This is a genomic window from Streptomyces sp. ISL-1, from assembly GCF_018614585.1.
Classification (GTDB): Bacteria; Actinomycetota; Actinomycetes; order Streptomycetales; family Streptomycetaceae; genus Streptomyces; species Streptomyces maoxianensis.
On sequence record NZ_JAGGOI010000041.1, the window covers coordinates 1 to 19961 of the forward strand.

20 protein-coding genes and 1 pseudogene are annotated in these 19961 nt (G+C 70.0%); 5 read left to right on the plus strand and 16 right to left on the minus strand.

The genetic code is table 11. The annotated features are described in order from the left end of the window. The 6 genes and pseudogenes from J7E87_RS28310 to nagB all read right to left on the minus strand — a co-directional run. A pseudogene (locus J7E87_RS28310) lies at positions 1 to 363 on the minus strand (hypothetical protein); the annotation flags it as partial. Further along, complete coding sequence (locus J7E87_RS28315; protein WP_215097391.1) at positions 356 to 1102, minus strand: hypothetical protein; 747 nt, start codon at positions 1100 to 1102, stop codon at positions 356 to 358. The gene J7E87_RS28315 and the pseudogene J7E87_RS28310, both read right to left, overlap by 8 nt. A 30-nt stretch (positions 1103 to 1132) precedes the next feature. After that, positions 1133 to 1657 carry a phage tail protein gene (locus J7E87_RS28320; RefSeq protein ID WP_030352235.1) on the minus strand — a complete coding sequence of 175 codons (525 nt, stop codon included), beginning with the start codon at positions 1655 to 1657 and terminating at the stop codon, positions 1133 to 1135. A gap of 36 nt (positions 1658 to 1693) precedes the next feature. Further along, on the minus strand, positions 1694 to 3544 hold the full coding sequence (locus J7E87_RS28325) for a phage tail sheath C-terminal domain-containing protein (RefSeq protein WP_215097392.1): 1851 nt from the start codon (positions 3542 to 3544) through the stop codon (positions 1694 to 1696). A gap of 574 nt (positions 3545 to 4118) precedes the next feature. Further along, positions 4119 to 5456, minus strand: coding sequence for a globin domain-containing protein (locus tag J7E87_RS28330; RefSeq protein WP_215097393.1), 1338 nt, complete (start codon positions 5454 to 5456; stop codon positions 4119 to 4121). 158 nt (positions 5457 to 5614) lie between these two features. Beyond that, positions 5615 to 6397: a glucosamine-6-phosphate deaminase gene (gene nagB, locus J7E87_RS28335; protein ID WP_215097394.1), complete on the minus strand. Its 783-nt coding sequence runs from the start codon at positions 6395 to 6397 to the stop codon at positions 5615 to 5617. A gap of 236 nt (positions 6398 to 6633) precedes the next feature. On the opposite strand from nagB, the gene J7E87_RS28340 reads away from it, so the two are divergent. Beyond that, positions 6634 to 7635, plus strand: coding sequence for an alpha/beta fold hydrolase (locus tag J7E87_RS28340; protein WP_215097436.1), 1002 nt, complete (start codon positions 6634 to 6636; stop codon positions 7633 to 7635). A gap of 15 nt (positions 7636 to 7650) precedes the next feature. On the opposite strand, the gene J7E87_RS28345 is transcribed toward J7E87_RS28340, so the two are convergent. The 7 genes from J7E87_RS28345 to dhaK all read right to left on the minus strand — a co-directional run bounded on the left by J7E87_RS28345 (position 7651) and on the right by dhaK (position 12245). Beyond that, the gene (locus J7E87_RS28345) at positions 7651 to 7866 is read right to left on the minus strand and encodes a hypothetical protein (protein ID WP_215097395.1); all 216 of its coding nucleotides are present in this window, start codon (positions 7864 to 7866) and stop codon (positions 7651 to 7653) included. Between the two features lie 49 nt (positions 7867 to 7915). Continuing rightward, positions 7916 to 8548, minus strand: a complete 633-nt coding sequence (locus tag J7E87_RS28350; RefSeq protein ID WP_215097396.1) for a class F sortase — start codon at positions 8546 to 8548, stop codon at positions 7916 to 7918. 92 nt (positions 8549 to 8640) lie between these two features. Next, the gene (locus tag J7E87_RS28355; protein WP_215097397.1) at positions 8641 to 9447 is read right to left on the minus strand and encodes a hypothetical protein; all 807 of its coding nucleotides are present in this window, start codon (positions 9445 to 9447) and stop codon (positions 8641 to 8643) included. 452 nt (positions 9448 to 9899) lie between these two features. Next, positions 9900 to 10070, minus strand: coding sequence for a 50S ribosomal protein L32 (gene rpmF, locus J7E87_RS28360; protein WP_215097398.1), 171 nt, complete (start codon positions 10068 to 10070; stop codon positions 9900 to 9902). 104 nt (positions 10071 to 10174) lie between these two features. Then, complete coding sequence (locus J7E87_RS28365; RefSeq protein WP_215097399.1) at positions 10175 to 10585, minus strand: PTS-dependent dihydroxyacetone kinase phosphotransferase subunit DhaM; 411 nt, start codon at positions 10583 to 10585, stop codon at positions 10175 to 10177. Further along, positions 10582 to 11187: a dihydroxyacetone kinase subunit DhaL gene (gene dhaL, locus J7E87_RS28370; RefSeq protein WP_215097400.1), complete on the minus strand. Its 606-nt coding sequence runs from the start codon at positions 11185 to 11187 to the stop codon at positions 10582 to 10584. Before dhaL ends, J7E87_RS28365 begins: the two co-directional genes overlap by 4 nt. Before the next feature lie 65 nt (positions 11188 to 11252). Beyond that, positions 11253 to 12245: a dihydroxyacetone kinase subunit DhaK gene (dhaK, locus tag J7E87_RS28375; RefSeq protein ID WP_215097401.1), complete on the minus strand. Its 993-nt coding sequence runs from the start codon at positions 12243 to 12245 to the stop codon at positions 11253 to 11255. Between the two features lie 302 nt (positions 12246 to 12547). Here dhaK and J7E87_RS28380 point away from each other — a divergent pair, with 302 nt between their 5' ends. Together J7E87_RS28380 and J7E87_RS28385 are read left to right on the plus strand one after the other, a co-directional pair. Next, positions 12548 to 13174 (plus strand): RNA polymerase sigma factor, encoded by a 627-nt coding sequence (locus J7E87_RS28380; RefSeq protein ID WP_215097402.1) that lies wholly within the window; start codon positions 12548 to 12550, stop codon positions 13172 to 13174. Positions 13175 to 13197: 23 nt separating this feature from the next. Next, entirely contained in the window at positions 13198 to 13893 is a 696-nt protein-coding gene (locus tag J7E87_RS28385; RefSeq protein ID WP_215097403.1) for a hypothetical protein, read from the plus strand. Positions 13894 to 13903: 10 nt separating this feature from the next. Here the strand turns inward: J7E87_RS28385 and J7E87_RS28390 are convergent, their stop codons facing one another. Both J7E87_RS28390 and J7E87_RS28395 read right to left on the minus strand, forming a co-directional pair. Next, positions 13904 to 14818 (minus strand): hypothetical protein, encoded by a 915-nt coding sequence (locus J7E87_RS28390; protein ID WP_215097404.1) that lies wholly within the window; start codon positions 14816 to 14818, stop codon positions 13904 to 13906. Between the two features lie 131 nt (positions 14819 to 14949). After that, positions 14950 to 17679, minus strand: coding sequence for an FG-GAP-like repeat-containing protein (locus tag J7E87_RS28395; protein ID WP_215097405.1), 2730 nt, complete (start codon positions 17677 to 17679; stop codon positions 14950 to 14952). Positions 17680 to 18023: 344 nt separating this feature from the next. Between J7E87_RS28395 and J7E87_RS28400 the strand changes: the two genes are divergently transcribed. Together J7E87_RS28400 and J7E87_RS28405 are read left to right on the plus strand one after the other, a co-directional pair. Next, entirely contained in the window at positions 18024 to 18404 is a 381-nt protein-coding gene (locus J7E87_RS28400) for an STAS domain-containing protein (RefSeq protein WP_308313107.1), read from the plus strand. Between the two features lie 11 nt (positions 18405 to 18415). After that, a complete protein-coding gene (locus J7E87_RS28405) occupies positions 18416 to 18862 on the plus strand; it encodes an ATP-binding protein (RefSeq protein WP_215097406.1) in 447 nt (148 codons plus the stop codon). A gap of 50 nt (positions 18863 to 18912) precedes the next feature. Here the strand turns inward: J7E87_RS28405 and J7E87_RS28410 are convergent, their stop codons facing one another. Further along, positions 18913 to 19839, minus strand: a complete 927-nt coding sequence (locus J7E87_RS28410) for a SigB/SigF/SigG family RNA polymerase sigma factor (RefSeq protein WP_215097407.1) — start codon at positions 19837 to 19839, stop codon at positions 18913 to 18915. Positions 19840 to 19961 lie beyond the last annotated feature (122 nt).

Below are 19961 nucleotides of genomic sequence, written 5' to 3' on the forward strand. Positions count from 1 at the left end.
GTCGGCGGCCGGACGCGCCGTCGGCAAAGCCGTCGCGGCGGGCCGCAGCAGCGGCCCGGGACCCGGCGTCGGCGGCGCCGCAGGCATCTCGGCCTCGCCGGGCCGCGCCGCCTCGGTCCGTACGACGGTGTGGTGGTCGGTCCGCACTTCCCGCTCGTGCCGGACCAGCTCGGCAGGACCGAAGGCGGGACCGGGCGCGGTCGGAACCAGCGCCGCCGGCGCGTCCGGCTCCGGCGGTTCGCTGCGCAGCGCCTCGACACGTTCGAACGGGCCGGGCAGCCGCGGCCGGACCCGCGCCGCAGCGCCACCGGCCGCCGGCACCGGCGTGTACCGGGCCAGCAGCCGGTCGAAGTAGTCAGGCATCTGCGCACAGCTCCAGGTAGTAACGACGCCGCAGCGGGCTGAGCGCCAGAATCTCCGGCTCGCTCCACCCGTAGGCGGTGGCGAGCAGATGGACGTCGAGCATCAAGTCCCGTGCCCAGGTGTCCAGTTCGGTCCACAGATAGGAAGTGATGTCCAACTCGGCCGGGGTGGCCTCACCACACTCGGGACAGGCGACGTTCAACGTCACATCGGCCGCCGGGTCCGCCTCGGCCGCGGTCCCGCCGAGCCGTCGCTGTATGTGCTCCGGCAGCAGCGAGGCCAGCCGCTCCGGGGCAATGTCCTCGCCGTTCCGTACGGCCGAAACCGTGCAGCGCGCCACGAGCACCCGGCGCGCCTGAGCCGGATCCGGCACCGCGCCGGCCGCCGCGAGGTCGGCGACGGTGGGCAGCCGCAACTCGACCGCCCATTCGCCCTCCTCCACTCGCAGCGGCCCGTCGGGCGTCCGCGTCCGGGTGCCGAACAGCGTCGCGTCGAGGTCGAACTCCATCGCCTCGCCGCACGACGCGCACTCGACACGGACCTGCATGCGCTCGCCGAACAAGGCCCGGCGCAGCGCGAACAGATCCGCCTCCCGCTCGCCGACCGGCATCGACAGCAAGTCGTCGGCGATAGCCCCCGGGCGGGCCGCCCGGTGCAGCAGCAGAGACCTTGCCGAGTCGTGCTGCGCCAGACCGGCCTCCCAGGTGGCGAGCAGCTCGGCCGGCCCCGTCGGCGTCATCCCTCATTCCTCCGGTGTGACAGGCCGTGCTCAGGCGGGATGGGTGAACGAGGGCTCGACCGGTTCCTCCACCTCGTAGTCCCGTTCCCAGCCCTCGCATTCGAGCTTGACGCTCTGGATGGCGACGGCGTTGGCGTTGGCATCGAGCTCGCCGAGCACCTGGTACTCGCTCACCCAGGCCCGGTACAGCTTGTGCGAGACGGCCACCTGCCCGGCCTCGTTGAGCACCTGGATGATGATGTCCTTGCGGAAGTCCCGCAGCGAGACCTCCGAACCGAGCCCGGCGCCGACCTGCCAGACCTTGTTGGCCCAGCGGTCGAACTCCGGGTCGTGCGTGACGCCGCGTTCGAGCGTGACGCCTTCGAACTCGGAGCGGCCCGGCGACTTGCGCGGTGAGCTCGGGTCGCCGCCGTGGCGGTGCTTGACCACTTCGGTGGTGCGCTTCAGAGGACTGATCTTGCTGATGCCCGCGACCGTTCGACCGTCCCAGAGGACCAGGAACTTGAAATTCTTGTACGGGTCGAAGCGATGGGCGTTTATCTGGAACTCAGCCATCGGTTTCCTTCGTGTTTCTTTTCCGTGGTTCCGTGGTTACGAGAGGTCGAACTGTCCGGCCATCTGCTGAATCTTGACGATCACGAACTCCGCCGGCTTGACCGGCGCGATGCCGATCACGACATTGACCACTCCGGCGTCGATATCGGCGTCGGTGGTGGTGTCCCTGTCGCATTTGACGAAGTACGCCTCGCGCGGCGTGCCGCCCTTGAACGCGCCCTGGCGGAAAAGGTCGTTGAGGTATGCCGACGCCTTCAGCCGGATCTGCTGCCACAACTGCTCGTGGTTCGGCTCGAAGACGACCCACTGCAGACCGCGGTGCAGGCTCTCCTCGACATGCAGCGCGAGCCGGCGCACCGGCACGTACTTCCACTCGCTGTCGAGCGCGTCCGCGCCTTCGAGCGTGCGCGCGCCCCATACCAGCGGACCCACCACGGGGAAGGTGCGCAGGCAGTTGATGCCCAGTGGGTTGAGCAGCCCGTTCTCCCGGTCGGTGAGCTTGACCGCCAGTGACCGCACACCGGCCAGCCGCGCCTCGGTCCCGGCCGGCGCCTTCCATACGCCGCGCTCGCCGTCGGTCCTGGCGATCACGCCGGCGATCGCGCCCGAGGGCGGGAAGGAACGCAGCCGTCCCGTCAGCGGGTCTGTGAGCTGCAGATGCGGGAAGTACAGGGCCGCCTGATTGCTGCGTACGGGCTCGAACGCGCCGATTCCGGCCCGCGCCGCGTCCACGCTGCCCCAGGTCGACGGCGAGTCGACGAGCAGGAAGATCCGCCGCTCCCGGCACAGTTGCTCGGCGGCGGACAGTACGGTGACCATGTCCTCGGTGGACTCGTACGCCGAAAGCTCCGGCAGAGCCAGCATGTTGACGTCGTCCACGTCGCGCAGCGCCTGCACGCCGGTCTTGCGCGCCTCGCTGCCGATGAGGTCGCGCGGCCCGGGCGGGTCGCCGTCCTTGCCGCCCTGGAGCGGGAAGACGGGCGGGTTGACCGAGGCCTCAAGGCCCAGGTCGTTGGCGCACTCGCCGATGAAGCGGACCGTGTCGTCGGGGTCAGTGGACCCTGCGACGACCTGGACTCGGCGGCCGAAGGCGGTGACCTCCGCTCCGGCGAAGGCGTGCTTGCCGGGGGCGTCGGGCAGCGCGCGCAACTTGCGCTCGAGGAGCAGGGCGAGCTCGGTGACGGTGCGCGGCGGCTCGCCGTCGTGGTCGGGCTCGTGGAGCGTGAACTCCCGCTCCACGTCGCCGATCTTGACCTTCAACTCGACGTTGAGGTCCGGCAGTTCGGTCGAGAACGGCTTGGAAACCGTGCCGGAGGGGTCGGGCCGGTCCTCGTCGAGCGCCTTGACCCGGACGAGGGAGGAGCCGGCGCCCACGACCGTCTCCACGAAGCGGCCGTGGCCGGAGTGCATCGAAAGCCCGGTGAAGGACTCACGGGTGCCGCCACGCGCGTCGAGAATGTGCAGGTTGAACGTCTTGTCCGGGGTAGGGGTGTCATGGTCGACGGCCACCCGCAGGCCCGAGCCCCAGACGCCGGGCTCCTTGGCGTGCACCTCCAGCACCGGGCACTCGCTGTGCCCCTCGGTGGAGTGGAGGGTGACGCACGCTTCCTCGCCGGTGCCGGCCTTGGCGACGCGGACGATCACCGCGACCGTGCCGCCGTTGCCGAAGAACTGGTGCACCGCGTAGCTGACGGCGCTCTGCGAGGTGAGTCCGCCGAAGCGCCGCTCGAAGTCGGCGAAACTGGTGACCCGCACGGGTTGGTTGAGCGGACCCCGGCGGGTGTGCCCCACGAACGCGGCCACCGATGTGGTGACCGAGGCGATGGTCCGGATGCTGCTGGGAAGTTCTTCGATGTATACGCCGGGATAGCCCATGTGCGTCGGCATTCCCCCTCCATTCCCTTCGCGCACCAAGAGATGAGGAGGGGATGTGAAGGACCGCGCGTATGCGTCCAGCCGGCATACGCGCTCTTCACTGCATTCCCCCGTCACACACCCCGTGCGATATCGGTCTCGCAGGGCCGTCGGCATGTGCCTGTGCTTGTGGCTCCTGATGCATGAGTGCCTCTAGGGAGTCTGGTTCGTGGCTGAAGGGTGGTCAAGGGACCGATTCAGTCATCCGGCGGCCATTGGGTGTGGCCGGGATCGGCGGTGATTTGGCATGGTCAGAGGGATATCACCGGTCGGATATGGAGAGGTATTCACGATCGCTTCACAGGAAAATGCGATCCGGGGCGGGAAACAAGCCGAATACAACTGGTCCCGGCGCGCCGCCTTGTGTCCAGTTCGCGAGAAATGACCAATTCGGAATGTGTTTCGGTGGGACGGCGTCAGCGGGAAATCTCCCTGGCCGACGCGGCAATCCGGCCGTTTGGCCGGTCCTGTGTCACCACCCGGCTGCGGCGGGATCGACGCCGGCGCAGCGCGCTGTGTACGGACGAACGGTCTTGCCCGGGGGCGGTCAGACCCGTCCTGCCGTGCGGTGCGGTGCGAACCAGCTGCCGCTGTCCGGGGGTACGGGCTCAGGCTGCGCTTCGGGCTGAGGGGCAGGGTGGGACTCGGAGTGGGACTCGGGCGCCGGGAGGTCGAGCGGGCGGGTACGGGCGTCTGGGTCGATCCAGTTCACCGGTCGCGGATCAAGGCACTGTTCCGCGTGCGAGACGTGTCCGCGCTGTTGCACCGACGAGGGCAAAGGATCCCGGATAAGCGATTCTGCGGGCAGCCCGCACTCGTGCAGCAGTTCGGTCGTCTCCTGCACGAACATCACCGGACCGCACAGATACACGGTCTCGCCGGTCCACTCCCGGCGCGCGCGCAGATTGCTGTGCAGCCGTTCCGCGGCCCGCGTCGGGCCCTCGGCCCGTTCCTCGTACCACCAGTAGGCGCTCAGACAGGGGTGAGCCCGCAGGAGGCCGGCGAGGGAGCCCCCGTCGTAGAAGTCGGCCTCGCCGCGGGCCACGACGTCTATACGGATACGGGGCGTGGGCCTGCGGGCTAGTAACTCGTCCAGGACCGCCTTGACCGGGGCCCAGCCCGAGCCTGCCGCTATGAGAGTGACGGCTTCAGTACCGGGCGGCGGGGCGAGGGCGGATCCCGATGCGGCGCCCAGCCGCAGTATGTGGCCGGGCTCTGTGTTGTCGCACAACATGTTGCTGAGTAACCCCTGGGGGACGCGGCCGATATGGAATTCGAGCACACCGTCACGGCCGGGGCGCCCGGCCAGGGAGTAGGGCCGCCACACACCCGGCAGTTCGGGATGCTCGATCGTGGCGTACTGGCCGGGCCGCCATGGATAGCGGGCGGACGGAATGGCGCGGACGACGGCCGTGTGCCCACCGTGGAGCCGGTGCGAGACGACAGTTGCCTCCCACGACGACGGCTCGTTCCTGGCGAGAGAGCTGTGTGCCCCGCCGGTCATCGCCTCTGCTGTGGTTGTGTACATCCGCAGCCAGGCCGCTTCGGTCCGCGCGTCCCACGACTGCGTGCTGTGGTAACGGACCGCGGCGAAGAGACTCTCGCCCACCGCCGTGTAGTCGTCGTCGCCAATCCCGAACTTGCGGTGATCCCTGCCGAGTTGCGCCAGATGGGCGGGCAGCCCGGGGTGGCCGAGATTGTCCACGACATGCACCAGGGCGGCGAACAGCCGCTCGTACTGATCGTCCATCGCTGCCGGGAACAGCCGGCGCAGGTGCGGATGGTGGGCGAACAGGTGGGCGTAGAAGTAGCGGACCACGTGACTGGCACGCCGTCGGACGCGTTCCAGGCTCGCTCTGACGAGATCTATGTCGTCGTCGTTCATGGATTCCCCCGGGGCTGCACGGTTGCGCGATAGTTGAACGCGCGTCACAGTGCTGAGCGAGGTGAACCGTATCAACTCGTAGGCGTATCCGAGTCGTTGTGGGCTCAATTACTTCTCGACTGGAACATTTCCCTTCCGGCCGGGACGCCCGGCCGGTGTCACAGGCCCTGCCACAGCGGCTTGGCGGCATAGGTGGCGCGGAAATAGTCGGCGAGCTTGAGGCTGGAGGCGGCCGCCTCGTCGACCACGACCGTGGCATGCGGGTGGAGTTGCAGGGCGGATGCGGGCACCAGTGCCGAGAGCGGGCCTTCGACGGCGAGGGCCACGGCGTGGGCCTTCGCCTCGCCGGTGGCCAGCAGGACCAAGTGGCGGGCTTGAAGGATGGTGCCGATGCCCTGGGTGATCACGTGGTGGGGGACCTCCTCGACGGCCTTGAAGAACCGGGCGTTGTCCTGTCGTGTCTGCTCGGTCAGCGTCTTGATCCGGGTGCGGGAGGCGAGTGACGAACAGGGCTCGTTGAAACCGATGTGCCCGTCCGTACCGATACCGAGCAGTTGGAGATCGACGCCGCCGGCCTCGGCCAGGGCGCGTTCGTAGTCGAGGCAGGCGGCCGCGACGTCGTCGGCCGACCCGTCGGGGCCCATGAAGGACGCGTCGGTGAGCCCGAGGGGTTCGACGACCTCGCGCAGGACCACGGAGCGGTACGCCTCGGGGTGGCCGGAGGGCAGCCCGACATACTCGTCGAGCTGGCAGATCCGGGCATGGGAGGCGTCCACTTCAAAGTCGCGCACCTTGGCCGCGAGAGCTTTGTAGACGGGCAGCGGGGTCGAACCGGTGGAGACGCCCAGAAGGGCGTCGGGCTTGCGTCGCAGCAGGGCGGCCATGGCTTCGGCGATGAGCTCGCCGCCCGTGGCGGAGTCCGGAACGATGACAACTTCCACGATGATCCCTGTCTCTGGAGGCACATCTCTGAAGACGCAAGTGGTGTAGACCAATATATCCGGTGGGCGGGGCCCTGTCGCGCCCGGGACGCACCCGCCCGGCAAGGCGCCCGCTCGCCCCGCAGGGGGCCGTACCCGGGGCGAAACCTTCCGGAAATCCCCCGTGCGGTGGCGGCTCTACGCTCGGAGGGGCAGATTCGAAAGAGCGGATGAGGAACCGCGCAGGAGGTGAGCGGATGGTCACCGGCCTCGAACCGCAGACACCGGACCGCAGCAGGCTGCGCTCCGTCGGCGAAGACGATGTGCAGCTGCGCCACCGTGTGGTGCACGGCTACGGTCGCGCGTACCGCATCGCCGGCGAAGGTCCGGCCGTCCTCCTCGTCCACGGCATAGGAGACTCCTCCGCCACCTGGGTGGACCTGATCCCCGGGCTGGCCCGTCGCTACACCGTCATCGCGCCCGACCTCCTCGGCCACGGCGCGTCGGACAAGCCGCGTGCGGACTACTCGGTCGCGGCCTACGCGAACGGCATGCGGGACCTGCTCGGCGTGCTCGGCATCGACCGGGCGACCCTCGTGGGCCACTCGCTCGGCGGGGGAGTGGCCATGCAGTTCGCGTACCAGTTCCCCGAGCGCACCGAGCGACTGGTCCTGGTCAGCGCGGGCGGCGTCGGCCGGGAGGTCAATCCCGTCCTCAGGGCGGTCTCACTGCCGGGCGCCGACCTGCTGCTCTCGGCGCTGACGCTGCCGGGGATGCGGCACGGGACCGGCCTGTTCGCCGAGCTGATGAGGATGCTGGACACCGATCTCGGGCAGGACGCCCGAGAGCTGCTCAACCTCGTGGACTCGCTGCCGGACGCGACCTCGCGCAGCGCCTTCATCCGCACACTGCGCGCGGTCGTGGACTGGCGGGGCCAGGTGGTGACCATGCTCGACCGCTGCTATCTGGCCCAGGGGATGCCGACGATGCTGCTGTGGGGATCGCGCGACAGTGTGGTGCCGGTGGACCACGCGCACGGCGCGCATGCGGCGATGCCCGGAAGCCGGCTGGAGATCTTCGAAGGCGCGGGCCACTTTCCCTTCCACGCCGATCCGGCGCGCTTTCTGGCACTGGTCGAGGACTTCATCGAGACGACCCGCCCCGCCGACTGGAGTAAGGAGCGCTGGAGGGAGTTGCTGCGAGCCGGTCGTGGCGTCGAGGAAGAGCTGCAACTGGCGAGCGAGCGCAGCGCGACCTGAGGGCGCGCCTGCCCTTCAGAACAGGGGGAGTTGACCTGGGAAGTCCGGCACGACAGCCCCGTCGAGATCCGGCTGCAGAGCCGGATCGAGCTGTGCCTGCTGCCTGGACCCGGGGCAGGAGACGAGTTCGGCCGCGGTACGCGAGCCGACCGGGTCATGCCGGGCGAACCGCCCCGCGACGACGGCGATTTCGCGACGGCAGACCGGACAACGGCGGCGGGGAGCGGACATACCTGCAGTCTGCCAGTGTTCGAACCCGTGCCGTCGTGCGGGCACCTTGTCAGCGCACCTCGACAAGGCGGGCGAACACCACGACGTTCCCGTCGTAGCCGGCCTTCTTCGTATAGCCGCCGCCACAGGTGATCAGGCGCAACTCCGGCTCCGGGGTGTCCCGGTAGACGCGGGCGGCCGGGAAGTCCTTCTTGGCGAAGGTCTCGATGCCGTACACGGCGAACACCGCCGTACGGCCGTCCCCGCGCAGGATTTCGACGCGACTGCCCCGTACCAGCGAGCCGAGTTCGTAGAAGACGGCCGGACCCGCCTTGTTGTCGACATGGCCGACGATGACGGATGTGCCCCGCTCGCCGGGGCCGGCCGCGCCTTTGTACCAGCCGGCGAGATTGCTCTTCTCCAGTGGCGGAGCGTCGATCCAGCCGTCGGCGTCGACTCCGACATCGGTGAGGGGGGCGTCGAGCCGCACGGACGGAATGGCGATCCGCCGCGGCGGGGAGTGGGGGAGCGCGTCGGGTGCTGGTGGCAGCGGGTCGCCCGCGCTCTGGCCGGCCGCGACGGCGGGGCGGGGCTGGGGCGGGCCGCCGACCGGCTCGCTGGATCCGTTGCGCAGGAGGAACAGCCCGAGCAGCAGGACAGAGGCGACCGTGAACCATGAGCTGCGGCGCTTGGACGTATGCATGGACGCTCTTCCTCCGTCCCGTATGGGGCCCGGGTGGCGCTCCGCCGCCCAGGACCTCGGGGGCCCGGGGCGGCGGAGCAGCTGTGTCGGCGTCAGACGCCTTCTCCGGAGCCGCGGCGCAACAGCAGAACACCGCCGCCGAGCACACCACCCGCGACGAGGGCGGAGCCGACGGCGATCTGCGCGGGGCTCAGCTCGGCGAAGCTGCCGCCGGCGCCGGCGTGGACGCCCGCGCCGGGCTTCGTCGTGCCGGTCCCGGTGTGCGAGGTTCCCTTCCCGGTGTGCGAGTCACCGGTGTCGGTCTTGGTATCGCTGTACGAGTCGCCGGTGTCGGTCTTGGTGTGCGGGCGGCCTGTTTCGGCCTTGGCCTCGCTCTCGGCCGACGGGTCGCCGGTTTCGCCCTCAGTCTCGGTGTGGGAGTCCCCGGTATCCGCCTCGGTCCCGGTCTCGGTGAGCGCGTCGGGGAGGGTCTCGGTTTCGGTCTCGACCCCCGAGGGTGATTTCTTGGCCCCGGTCCCGGTCCCGGTCCCGGTCCCATCCTCGCGTGGCGACTCGGAGCCGCCGCTGATGGTGAGGGGCGTGGTGACCTTCTCGCCGTTGCACTCGAAGGTGACCTCGTCCTCGGTACCCGGCCTGGCCCGCGCATCGATCTTCGCCGTGCCGGAGTGTCCTTCATCGAGCGTGACGGTGTCGAAGACTCCCGAGGAGACGGTCACCGGTGGGACTGCGCACTCGGTGGCGTTCAGAGTCACGGTGCCGCCGGGCGCGGCGGTCGAAGGGGTGACGGTGAAACCGGGAGGGATGAGGTCGCTCCCGTCGGCGGCCACCGCCGCTGGGGCGCCGACGGTGAGCGCGGCGGTGCCGATCAGGGCGAGGGAGGCGACACGTATCGCGCGCATGGTCAGTTCTCCGTGTTCCCGAGGGCCATTGCGGATGTCTTCCGCGCAGAAGAAGAAATGCCCCTCGTTGCGAAAGACGCTAGGAGGCCGACGGGGTCGCCGCATGCGGCGAGGGTGACGCGGTCGGGGTGTGTCACCACCCGTCCGTCGCAGTGGCCGCGACGGTCGTGCCAGGTCACGCGGTACGGCCCGGACGTCCGCCGATCCGCGGCGTACGTGACTCCGGTCGGGTGACGGCGTCGCCCCGATGGCTCCGCGGGCGGGAGCCACCGGGTCCGGCCGGTGACCCCAAGCCCTGATGGAGCGTCACGGGCGGCGTGAGGTGATCCTCGGTGCAGGTGAACGTCCCTCACCAGGCAGCCAAGCCGGGCCAGGTCGCCGAGCGTCGCGCCGTCGTCCCGCGAGCACGCGAAGCCGGCGGCATCGGCTCGGAGACGCAGTTGGACTGCCCGTCAGCCCTCCGGCCTCAGCAGACCGCGCTCGTACGCCTTCACAAGCCGCTGCGGCACCTGATGGGGGACGCCGTCCACGGTGACGGTCACCAGCTGGGGCGTGGTGGCCTTCCACTGGGCGCGGCGGTGGCGGGTGTTGCTGCGGGACATCTTGCGCTTGGGTACGGCCATGGGACCGGGAACCTCCTGGGTGGGGATGCACCCGGCACGCTACCTGAAAATGATTCCCGTTAACAATTGGCCTCGATCGGCGACGGCGAGACGCCCGGCCGGGCTCACACCTTGCGGTAGTCGTACGCCTCCGAGGCCGCCGCCTCCACCGCGTCCAGGTCGCCGCCCCCCGAAGCGGTCACCAGCGCGGCCACCGCTCCCTCCAGGAAGGGCGCGTCCACCAGCCGTGTCCGGTCCGGGAGTTCGTCGCCCTCGGCCAGCAGTGCCCTCACCGTCAGCACGGCGCTGCCCAGATCGACGAGGACGGCCACCCCCGCGCCCCCGTCGACCGAGGCCGCGGCCGCCGTGATCAGTTCCGAGCTGGTCCCGAGGCCGCCGTCCGGGGTGCCGCCCGCCGGGGCGACGGGCGCGGTCGCACCGCCGCCGGCGAGCCCTTTGGCCAGCTCGGCGACGGCCGCGGCCACCTCCGCGCTGTGCGAGACCAGCACGATCCCGACCGGCTTGTCGGCGCTCATCCCGCCACCTCCGCCAGTGCCGCGATCAGCAGGGCGGAGGAGGTCGCCCCCGGGTCCTGGTGCCCGATACTGCGCTCGCCCAGATAGCTCGCCCTGCCCTTGCGCGCCTGCATCGGCACGGTCGCCAGCGCGCCCTGCTCGGCCGCTTCTCCGGCGGCCGTGAACGACGCGGTGGAGTCGCCGAGAGCCTCGACCGCCGGATCGAGTGCGTCGATCATCGTCTTGTCGCCGGCCTTGGCCCCGCCGAGCTGGGCCACCGCGGCCACGCCCGCGCGCAGCGCGTCGGCCAGTTGCGCGGGCGTCACCTCGGCGTCGTCACCGAGCGCCTTTCCCGTACGCCGCAGCAACGTCCCGTACAGCGGACCGGAGGCACCACCCACTGTCGAGATCAACTGCCGTCCCGCCAGGGTCAGTACGGCCCCGGGCGTCTGCGGCGCCTCCTTCTCCATGACCGCCGTCACCGCCGCGAAACCGCGCTGGAGATTGCTGCCGTGGTCGGCGTCGCCGATCGCCGAGTCCAGCTCGGTAAGGCGGTCCGCCTCACGGTTCACGGCCGCCGCGGCGGCCGCCAGCCAGCGGCGGAAGAAGTCGGCGTCCAGCACATGAACTCCCTGTGGCGAGTCGATGAGTTAGGTGAGCGGCGAGGCCTGGCGCAGCTCCTGATCGGTCAGCGGCCCCAGCGGAGCCCGGGCGTCTGCACCGGCGCGTCCCACAGCCGCAGCAGGTCCTCGTCGACCTGACAGAGCGTCACCGAGCAGCCTGCCATGTCGAGTGAGGTCACATAGTTCCCGACGAGCGTACGGGCGACGGGCACCCCGCGCTCGGCGAGCACCCGGTGCACCTCGGCGTTGAAGCCGTACAGCTCCAGCAGCGGCGTCGCCCCCATGCCGTTGACGAGCGCCAGCACAGGGCCCGTCGGCGCCAGATCCTCCAGTACCGCGTTCACGGTGAAGTCCGCGATCTCCCGCGACGTCATCATCGGGCGCCGCTCACGCCCGGGCTCACCATGGATGCCAATGCCCAACTCCAGCTCACCCGAGGGGAGATCGAAGGTCGGGCTGCCCTTCGCGGGCGTCGTGCTGGCGCTCAGCGCCACACCGAAGCTCCGGGAGCTCTCATTCACCTGCCGGCCGATCGCCTCGACCCGCTCCAGCGGCGCGCCCTCCTCGGCGGCCGCACCGGCGATCTTCTCGACGAACAGGGTCGCGCCGGTGCCGCGCCGACCCGCCGTATACAGGCTGTCGGTCACCGCGACGTCGTCATTGACGAGCACCTTGGCGACCCGGACCCCCTCGTCCTCGGCGAGCTCGGCCGCCATGTCGAAGTTGAGGACGTCGCCCGTGTAGTTCTTGACGATGAACAGCACACCCTCACCACTGTCGACGGCGACGGCCGCCCGCGCCATCTGGTCCGGCACCGGGCTCGTGAAGACCTCTCCCGGGCACGCGGCGGAGAGCATCCCAAGCCCGACGAAGCCGCCGTGCAGCGGCTCGTGCCCGGACCCGCCACCGGAGACGAGCCCCACCTTCCCGGCGACGGGCGCGTCGCGCCGTACGATCACCCGGTTCTCCACATCGACGGACAACTCGGGGTGCGCGGCGGCCATACCGCGGAGGGCGTCGGCGACGACGGTCTCCGGCACATTGATGAGCATCCTCATGGGTACCTCCTGGTGAGTGCGGCCGCGCTTGTGAAGATCGCGGACCGTCGAAACGACGCCTTCATGTCCGCCTCCTCTCGGCAGAGACCGGCGGCGGTCGACAGGCCGGCCTTCCACCCCCCTCCTGTAATGAGGGTAGATCGCTCAGGCCTCGTTCGGGCGGCAGCAACCCCCACTCCTTTCGCGGCGCCCGGGCGCGGACGTCGCCTCGAACAGCTGTGACACTTCTGTGATTCCTGACGCTGTGGTCGGTGGGGGACATCGGCACAGGCGTGTCGTGTCAGCGCGATGAAGAGGAACGAGTGGGCAAGCGTGGTGGCGACCGTCGTGCACAGACGTACGACGGAGAGCTGGGTGCGGCGGTCGAGCGGGCTCAGGAGGGGGACGAAGACGCCTTTGCCGCGGCCTACCGGCGGGTGCAACCCCCTCTTCTCGGCTATCTGCGCGGTCTGGTCGGAGACGACGCCGAGGACGTGGCGTCCGAGGCGTGGCTCGAGATTGCTCGTGACCTGGGGCGGTTTCGTGGAGATGGAGCGGGATTTCGCGCGTGGACCGCGAGCATCGCGCGCAACCGTGCTCTCGACCATCTGCGTCGGCTGAAGAGCCGTCCTCGGACCACGCTCTTCGAGAGCGAACTCGCCGAGTTGCCGGCCAGGCAGGACACGGCCGGTGAGGCATTCGAATCCATCTCCACCGAGCAGGCCCTCGCGTTGATCGCGAATCTGCCCCGGCAGCAGGCGGAGGCGGTGCTGCTGCAGACGGTCATCGGCCTCGACGGGGCGTCGGCCGCCCGGGTGCTGGGCAAGCGGCCCGGAGCGGTCCGCTCCGCCACGCACCGCGGGCTGAAGCGGCTGGAGCAACAGCTCGCCTCACTTCAGCCCATGCGTGTGACAGTTTCGGACTCTCGTGCGCTGGGAGAGGCGAGATGACCGAAAACCGACCCCGAGGTGTTATGAACCCCGAGCACGAGCAGCAGACGCCGACGCTCGAGGCCCTGCTGGCTGCCGCCGCGCGTCCCACGCCCTTCTCGGCGGAAGCCGAGGTGCGGGCTGTTGTCGCATTCCGGGCCGCGCGTCAGGCCGGTGCGCCGGCCGCGCCCACGCGACCCGAGGACGACTGGCGCCCCAAGAGTCCGGGCGTTGAAATTCGGTGGATCAGGACAGGAATCGGCGCTCTCGTCGCGGCAGCCATGCTGGGCGGGGTGGCGATGGCGTCGGGCACGATCCCCACACCGTTCGGCGAGCCGCCCCTGGAGCCGGGGCCGGCGCCGAGTGTGTCGTCACGCCAGGCGGAGATTCCGGGGGAGCCTGAGCCCCCGTTGACGACCGGACCCGGCGCCCGCATCCCCGGTGAGCGACCGCCGGCGGCGAAGGACGATCTGGCGCACTGCCGCGCGTACGAGTCGAAGGAGGGGCGGGGCGGGGCGCTCGACAGCACAGCCTGGCAGCGACTCGAGGACGCGGCCGGCGGCCCGGACGCGGTGGCGGCGTACTGTGCGCGGCTGTTGAGCGAACAGCCTGGCAAGTCGTCGCCACAGGAACGCCCGCCCAAGGGCGAGGGCGGCACGATCGACGCGCCGCCCGCGGGTCAGCAGAGCGGGCCGGACAACGGAGTCGCTCGGACGAGAAAGCCGCCCGCCAAGCAGTAGGGGGTGTCGCTCACTGCCCGTAGCTCATGAACCAGTGCGCGTCGAAGTACCGGGCGGTCGAGTACGGGTGCCGCGGGTCGGTGAGCAGGCGGAAGATGAACTCCGCGGTCGAGCCGTCGAACCGGATCCAGCCGCTGTAGTCGTCCTTCGTCACCATGATGGGCCAGCGATCGGGGTCCGCCCCCTCCGTCAGCCAGTAGAACGAGTCCTCCCGCTCGCTTCCCGCCCACTGCAGGAGCCCGCCCGGCGCAGGGAACAACCGGTGCGGCGCCCACAATGTGTTGCCGTCCTCGTCGTCGTCCCACGAGGCCATCGACAGGGCGTGCTCGACGAGGTCGAGGCTGCCCTGCGGACCATTGGGGAGGAACATGTCGAGGTAGCCGTCGAAAGAGCCGCACCCGAAGATCTGAGCCAGTTGCTTGTAGTCGCTGGGCAGACCGGTACCCAGCCAGGCCTCGGCCGTGTGCCAGCCGACCGTGTGCGTCAGTTCCCGGTCCTGGCCCGTGACGAAGACGACGCGGTCGACCCAGGTGGCGTCCCGCGCCAGCTCCTCGAGTGCCGGGGCGGCCCGATGCGCGACGAGAACCACGAGCCGCATGCCGTCGTCGGCGGCAATGATGCCGCAACCGATCCACCAGGTGCCGTACGCCCATGCGTACATCTCGGTCACGCGCTCCCCGAAGGGGGCGAGGAGCGGCAGCCCGGTTCTCTCGGAGAGCGTCGGCGCACTGCGCCCGCGCCTGACGAGCGGGCGGGGCCGGCCGTACCGCTCGCCCACCGCGTCGAGAAGGCACGACAGACGTGGCCCGCCGGAAGTGCTCAGGCACGCATGGCCCGCCGGATGCCCCGGCTCACCGCACTCCAGCGTCCGCGGGTCCCGATGGGTCAACCGGTCTACTGCCGCCAGCAGTTCTCGTTCATTCATGGCGGGTCGCCTCATCCAGTACCTGAGCGCGCGGTCCTTCGATCGCGCAGCCCATGAGCGCGAAACAGCCGGCCGGCCGCGCGGACCGGGCCCCGGGGGCCCGGGCCACGCAGTCGGCCGGCGTCTGTCGGTTACGGCGTCAGCACCTGGCCGATGCGGACGCCCGCGGGCGCGCCCAGCGCCGCGGTGCCGTAGTACACACCCGACGAAGGGATCACGCCGGACGTGCCGCTGTTGTCGATCTGAAGGATCGTGCCGTTGTTCGCGTCCTCGCCGTCCGCGCCGATGGCCAGATCCGCCCGCGTGTAGCCGGACAGGTCGGTCAGCGAGACGGATGAGCCGAGGCGGTCGCCGGCCTCGGACTCACCGGGGATCCCGGCGGTGTCCTGCGTATAGGCGAACGAGCCGGTGCCGCTCGGGCCGGTGGCCGAGCCGCGCAGCAGGATCACCATGCCGGCGTCCGTGCGAGTGGCCCCGAGGCGTGTGATGTCCTCGCCCTGCACGCCGGTCAGGATGTCCGCGTACCCGTCGAGATTGAGATCGCCTACGGAGACGGCGGCGCCCATGTCGTCACCGGTCTCACCCACCTCCGGGACACTGGTGGAGTCCTGGTGAAGGGTGATCCGGCCGGTGGAAGTCAGGCCGGTGGCCGAGCCGAGGACCACCGTCACCGCACCGCCCTTGGCCGTCGTGCCGGACTCGGCGGCCGAGGGCTGTCCGACGGCGAGGTCGGTGTATCCGTCGCCGTTGATGTCGCCGGCCGCGAGGGCACGGCCGCCCCGAGCGGTGAGGATCCCGACACGCTGCAGTCCGGACGCGGAGCCCTTCAGCCACAGCAGTCGCGAAATCCCGCCCGGGTCACGGAAGTTGACCGCGACGTCGGCATAACCGTCCTTGTTGAAGTCACCGGTGGCGGCCGAGGCGTAGGCGACGGCTCCGGTGTACGCGGCGGTGTTCAGCAGGCCGGACTTGGCGGCGCCGGTCGCGGAGTCGTACGCCCACCAGCGGCCCGGGACACCGGGAGCGACGGAGAAGATGTCCGCCTTGCCGTCGGCGTTGAAGTCACCCGCGGCGACCGTGGTGCCCAGCTTCTCGCCGTTGGTACGCACCGCGGCATCGGTCCAGTACGCCTTGCCGCTGGTGAGCGCCGGGCCGTACAGGACGCTGATGGAGCCGGTGTCGACCTGTGTCGCCAGCTCGTTCTCGCCCGGGACGCCGATGACCAGGTCGGCATAACCGTCGCCGTTGACGTCCCCGTACGCGGAGGACGCGCCGAAGGAGTCACCGCTCTCGGAGCGGCCGGGAACGCCCGCGCTCTCCTGGTTGAGAGTGCGCTTGCCGGCGTCGGTGGGGCCGTTGAGAGTACCGGGCAGGACAGTGACCGAGCCGTCGCCGCTCGCGACCCGGGGCAGGCCGGCGACCAGATCGGTGATGCCGTCCCGGTTGAAGTCGGTGGTCGGGATCGCGGAGTTGCGGCCGGGGCCGGCCGCGAAGTCACGGATCGAGGAGAGCTTGGCGTACAGGTTCTTGCCGGGACAGGCGGTGGCGAAGCCGTCGCGGTGACCGGAGACGGTGTTCAGCGTGGCCTGCTGGCCCTCGGTGTACTTCCCCGTGTTGCCCTGGGCGGTCAGCGTCACGGTGCCCTTGGGGTTGCCGCCGTACTGGCCGAGCTTCCAGGCGGCGACGCGGGCCGCCGACTGCAGCGCGGCGGGGGTCGGCTTCCCGGCCGGCTTGCCCGTCGCGGCATCGCCCTCGAAGTCACCGAGCACGGCGATGCCGGTGGAGTAGCTGTTGAAGCCGTAGGTGTGCGCGCCCTTGACCGGCAGGTCGGCCCCGCCGGCGCGGCCCTCGAAGATCTGGCCGCACTTGTCGACCAGGAAGTTGTAGCCGAGGTCGTTCCAGCCCTCGGTCTTGACGTGGTACGTCATGATGCCGCGGACCAGGGCGGCCGACTCGGCGCAGCTGTAGTTGTTCGAGCCGACGGTGTGGTGGATGAAGACCGCCTGCACCTTGTCGAGGTACTCGGCGGGGTCGTCGACCATCGACTCGTCGGCGCCCCACTGGGCGCGGTTGACGATCGGCGGCTGCTTCACCGTCGAGGGAGGCGCGGTCGGCTTGGTGGGCGTCGGAGCGGGGGTCCCGGTCGGGGTGCTCGTCGGCGAGGCCGAGCCGGTCGGGGCCGCCGAGTCGGTCGGAGTCACGGGGTCGGTCGGCGAGGCCGAGTCCGTCGGGGTGACCGCATCCGTCGGGGTGACCGCATCGGTCGGGGTGACCGCATCGGTCGGGGTGACCGGGTCGGTCGGGGTGACCGCTTCGGTCGGGGACGCGGACGGGGTCTCCTCCGCGAACGCGGCGTTGTCCATGAGCGGAGCGGCCGGGTTCTTGGCCTCGGCCTTGCTGACGCCCGGGTCGACCATGTGCAGCTTCAGGTTTTTGGGCAGTGCCTTGCCCGAGTCGACGCGTACCTGCACGGCGGTGGACGGCCCGACCCACAGCGGCTCGGACGCTCCGCGGTCGGCGCCCTCGGCGCCCTCGGGCCGGTGCGCCTCCAGGTCCAGTGCCTGCCAGCCGGACCACTTGCCCGTCTCGGCGCTGCGCGTACGCACCTGGGCCGTGCCCTCGACCTTGGCGGTCGAGCTGTCCCAGCCGATGCCCACGAGGGAGAACGGCTCGGTGTCGGTGTCCGGCAGCTCCCGCTTCGTGGCCCCGCCCTTGGCCAGCTCGAGCGTACGCAGTTTGGCCGCCCGCTCCTCCTGGTGCGGCTTCCTGGGCGGATCTGACGGGTTGGCCGTGGCTATGGTGACCACCCCCGCCCCGCCGAGGACGACAGCGCCCAGGGTCAGCCAGGTTCGGCGCTTCATGCTCAGTGGTCTGTACGCATGCGACGTACGCGGGCTCAAGTGCCCCACCTCTCGGATAAGTTTCCTTGCGGCGCACCCGTCACGTGGGCGGCCTGCACTACCCAGCGCACCCCGCCCACAAAACATCACGGGTCACAGCAAGATGTGATGTGGATCACTGGCCGTGATGTCAGGACTCCCGCCAGACCGGTCCGGATGAGCTCCTGGCGCACCCGCGCGGCGATCGAAAGGCTGCCGACGGCGGCTGCGGAATACAACGCCGTATTCCGGGCACCAGTCACCCAAGAGGGTCATCGGACAGCCCCGCCGCCAGGGGAAAGGCGTGGAACGAGAGGTGGTGCGTCGTGGCCGGACGTGCCGACGCTGCCAACACGCGGCTCGTGGCCGCTGTCCGGCAGATGCCGGCTCAGGACGTTTTTGTGGTGACACTCGCGGGTGAGCTCGACCATGACTCGGTCGAGGCGCTTCGCGAAGCTCTCGCCGAAGGCTTGGCGTCCGGGGCGAGCCGGATTCTGGCCGACTTCTCGGACCTGCGGTTCTGCGACTCGACCGGGCTCAACGCCCTGTTGCGCAGTCGACGCGACGGCCATGAGACCGGCATTCGGCTGGAGCTTGTCGCCCTGCAACCGCCGGTTGCCCGCATGTTCGACATCACGGGCGCCGGTGCCGTCTTCCGTATGCACGCGAGCCTTGACGAGGCTCTTGCTGACAATTCAGAGAAGTAGAGGAGGAGGTTGTGAGTGTCGTCCTCCCGTCGCAGGGGCAGACCCGCCGGCTCGGCCTGTACGGCACCGAGGGTGTTGTGGGGCGCTGCCGGGACTTCAGCCGGGAGGCCCTGACCGACTGGCAGTGGATTCCCGCCGCCGACGAGGAGGGCCAGGCAGTAGTCGAGGATGTGCTTCTGCTGGTGTCCGAGGTCGTCACCAATGCCTGTCTGCACGCCCATGGACCTCAGGAACTTACGCTGCACTGCTCGGCGGACCGGCTGAGGATCGAAGTCACCGACGACAGCCCGCTTCCCCCACGGCCGCGCCCGCTGGCAGCGGCTGTGCCCGGCGGCCACGGCCTGATCGTCCTGGACCGGCTCGCCCGGAGCTGGGGCTCGGTGCCTCGGGGGAGGGGGAAGGCAGTGTGGGTGGAGGTGGCGGCGCCACTGCGCATGCAGGGTGCTCGGCAGGGGTAGCGGGGTGCGGGGCAGCAGGCTGGTAGCGCCTATTGCCTAACGCTGTCTCCTCAACCGTCCCGACCGTCGTCGCTTTTCTGACTGTCCTGACCGTCCCGACCGTCTTGACCGTCGTCCCGCAGCAGGGCCTCGCGCAGCAACGTCAGGACGCGGGTCAGCAGCCGTGAGACATGCATCTGCGAGATACCCAGCCGCTCACCGATCTCGCGCTGAGTCAGGTCCTCCACGAACCGCAGGGACAGAATCAGCCGATCCCGCTCGGAAAGGGTGGCGACCACCGGCTTCAGTGCGGCGATGCACTCCACCGTGTCGAAGGCCCCCTCGTCCTGGCCCAGACACAGCTGTGCCGGCCCCGGGGCTCTGTCGTCATCGAGCGGCGCGTCCAGCGAACGGGCGCTGTAGCCGTTCGCCGCCTGCCGCCCCTGCCGCACCTCGTCCTCGTCGACGTCCAGCTGGGCGGCCAGCTCGGCATCCGTCGGCGGGTGCCCCAGCCGCTGCTCGAGTGTGTCCGACGCCTTGGCGATGCCGATGCGCAGCTCCTGCAACCGCCGCGGCACGCGCACAGCCCAGCTGGCATCCCGGAAGAAGCGCTTGATCTCGCCCTCGATGGTCGGGAGCGCGAAGGAGGCGAATTCGACCTCACGCTCGACGTCGAAGCGGTTGATGGCCTTGATCAGGCCGACCGTCCCGACCTGGAGGATGTCCTCCATCGACTCACTGCGGTGCGAGAACCGGGTCGCGGCGAACTTGACGAGGCTGAGGTTGAGCTCGACCAGGGTGTTCCGTACATACGCGTACTCCGGTGTGCCCTCCTCCAGTGATACGAGCCGCCGGAAAAGCGATACGGACAGTGACCGCGCGTCCATGGTGCCGACCGTCCGTGGGTCCGGGATCTCCGGAAGGTCGACGAGCGCCGGCGGGCGTGGGGCGGGCGCGGCACAAACGGCTGGATCGCGGGTGCGCGAGAGGCTCGACATGAGACTCCTTCGACGCTGCTTGGGTATCGCCGTATGAGCTTCTGGCTGATATTTACCCGAATGGCGCGTTTCGAAGCCTTACGCCCTTGTGGGGGCCGCCGGCTCCGAGGGTGTCCGTCACA

Excerpts from the sequence above, each read along its gene's own strand:
- J7E87_RS28355 (WP_215097397.1), bottom strand. The coding sequence starts at position 9,447 with ATGCGCGCGATACGTGTCGCCTCCCTCGCCCTGATCGGCACCGCCGCG.
- J7E87_RS28385 (WP_215097403.1), top strand. The coding sequence starts at position 13,198 with ATGAACCCCGAGCACGAGCAGCAGACGCCGACGCTCGAGGCCCTGCTG.
- dhaK (WP_215097401.1), bottom strand. The coding sequence starts at position 12,245 with ATGAGGATGCTCATCAATGTGCCGGAGACCGTCGTCGCCGACGCCCTC.
- J7E87_RS28325 (WP_215097392.1), bottom strand. The coding sequence starts at position 3,544 with ATGCCGACGCACATGGGCTATCCCGGCGTATACATCGAAGAACTTCCC.
- J7E87_RS28410 (WP_215097407.1), bottom strand. The coding sequence starts at position 19,839 with ATGTCGAGCCTCTCGCGCACCCGCGATCCAGCCGTTTGTGCCGCGCCC.
- J7E87_RS28350 (WP_215097396.1), bottom strand. The coding sequence starts at position 8,548 with ATGCATACGTCCAAGCGCCGCAGCTCATGGTTCACGGTCGCCTCTGTC.
- J7E87_RS28395 (WP_215097405.1), bottom strand. The coding sequence starts at position 17,679 with ATGAAGCGCCGAACCTGGCTGACCCTGGGCGCTGTCGTCCTCGGCGGG.
- J7E87_RS28340 (WP_215097436.1), top strand. The coding sequence starts at position 6,634 with ATGGTCACCGGCCTCGAACCGCAGACACCGGACCGCAGCAGGCTGCGC.
- J7E87_RS28365 (WP_215097399.1), bottom strand. The coding sequence starts at position 10,585 with ATGAGCGCCGACAAGCCGGTCGGGATCGTGCTGGTCTCGCACAGCGCG.
- J7E87_RS28330 (WP_215097393.1), bottom strand. The coding sequence starts at position 5,456 with ATGAACGACGACGACATAGATCTCGTCAGAGCGAGCCTGGAACGCGTC.
- J7E87_RS28345 (WP_215097395.1), bottom strand. The coding sequence starts at position 7,866 with ATGTCCGCTCCCCGCCGCCGTTGTCCGGTCTGCCGTCGCGAAATCGCC.
- J7E87_RS28315 (WP_215097391.1), bottom strand. The coding sequence starts at position 1,102 with ATGACGCCGACGGGGCCGGCCGAGCTGCTCGCCACCTGGGAGGCCGGT.
- J7E87_RS28390 (WP_215097404.1), bottom strand. The coding sequence starts at position 14,818 with ATGAATGAACGAGAACTGCTGGCGGCAGTAGACCGGTTGACCCATCGG.
- rpmF (WP_215097398.1), bottom strand. The coding sequence starts at position 10,070 with ATGGCCGTACCCAAGCGCAAGATGTCCCGCAGCAACACCCGCCACCGC.
- J7E87_RS28320 (WP_030352235.1), bottom strand. The coding sequence starts at position 1,657 with ATGGCTGAGTTCCAGATAAACGCCCATCGCTTCGACCCGTACAAGAAT.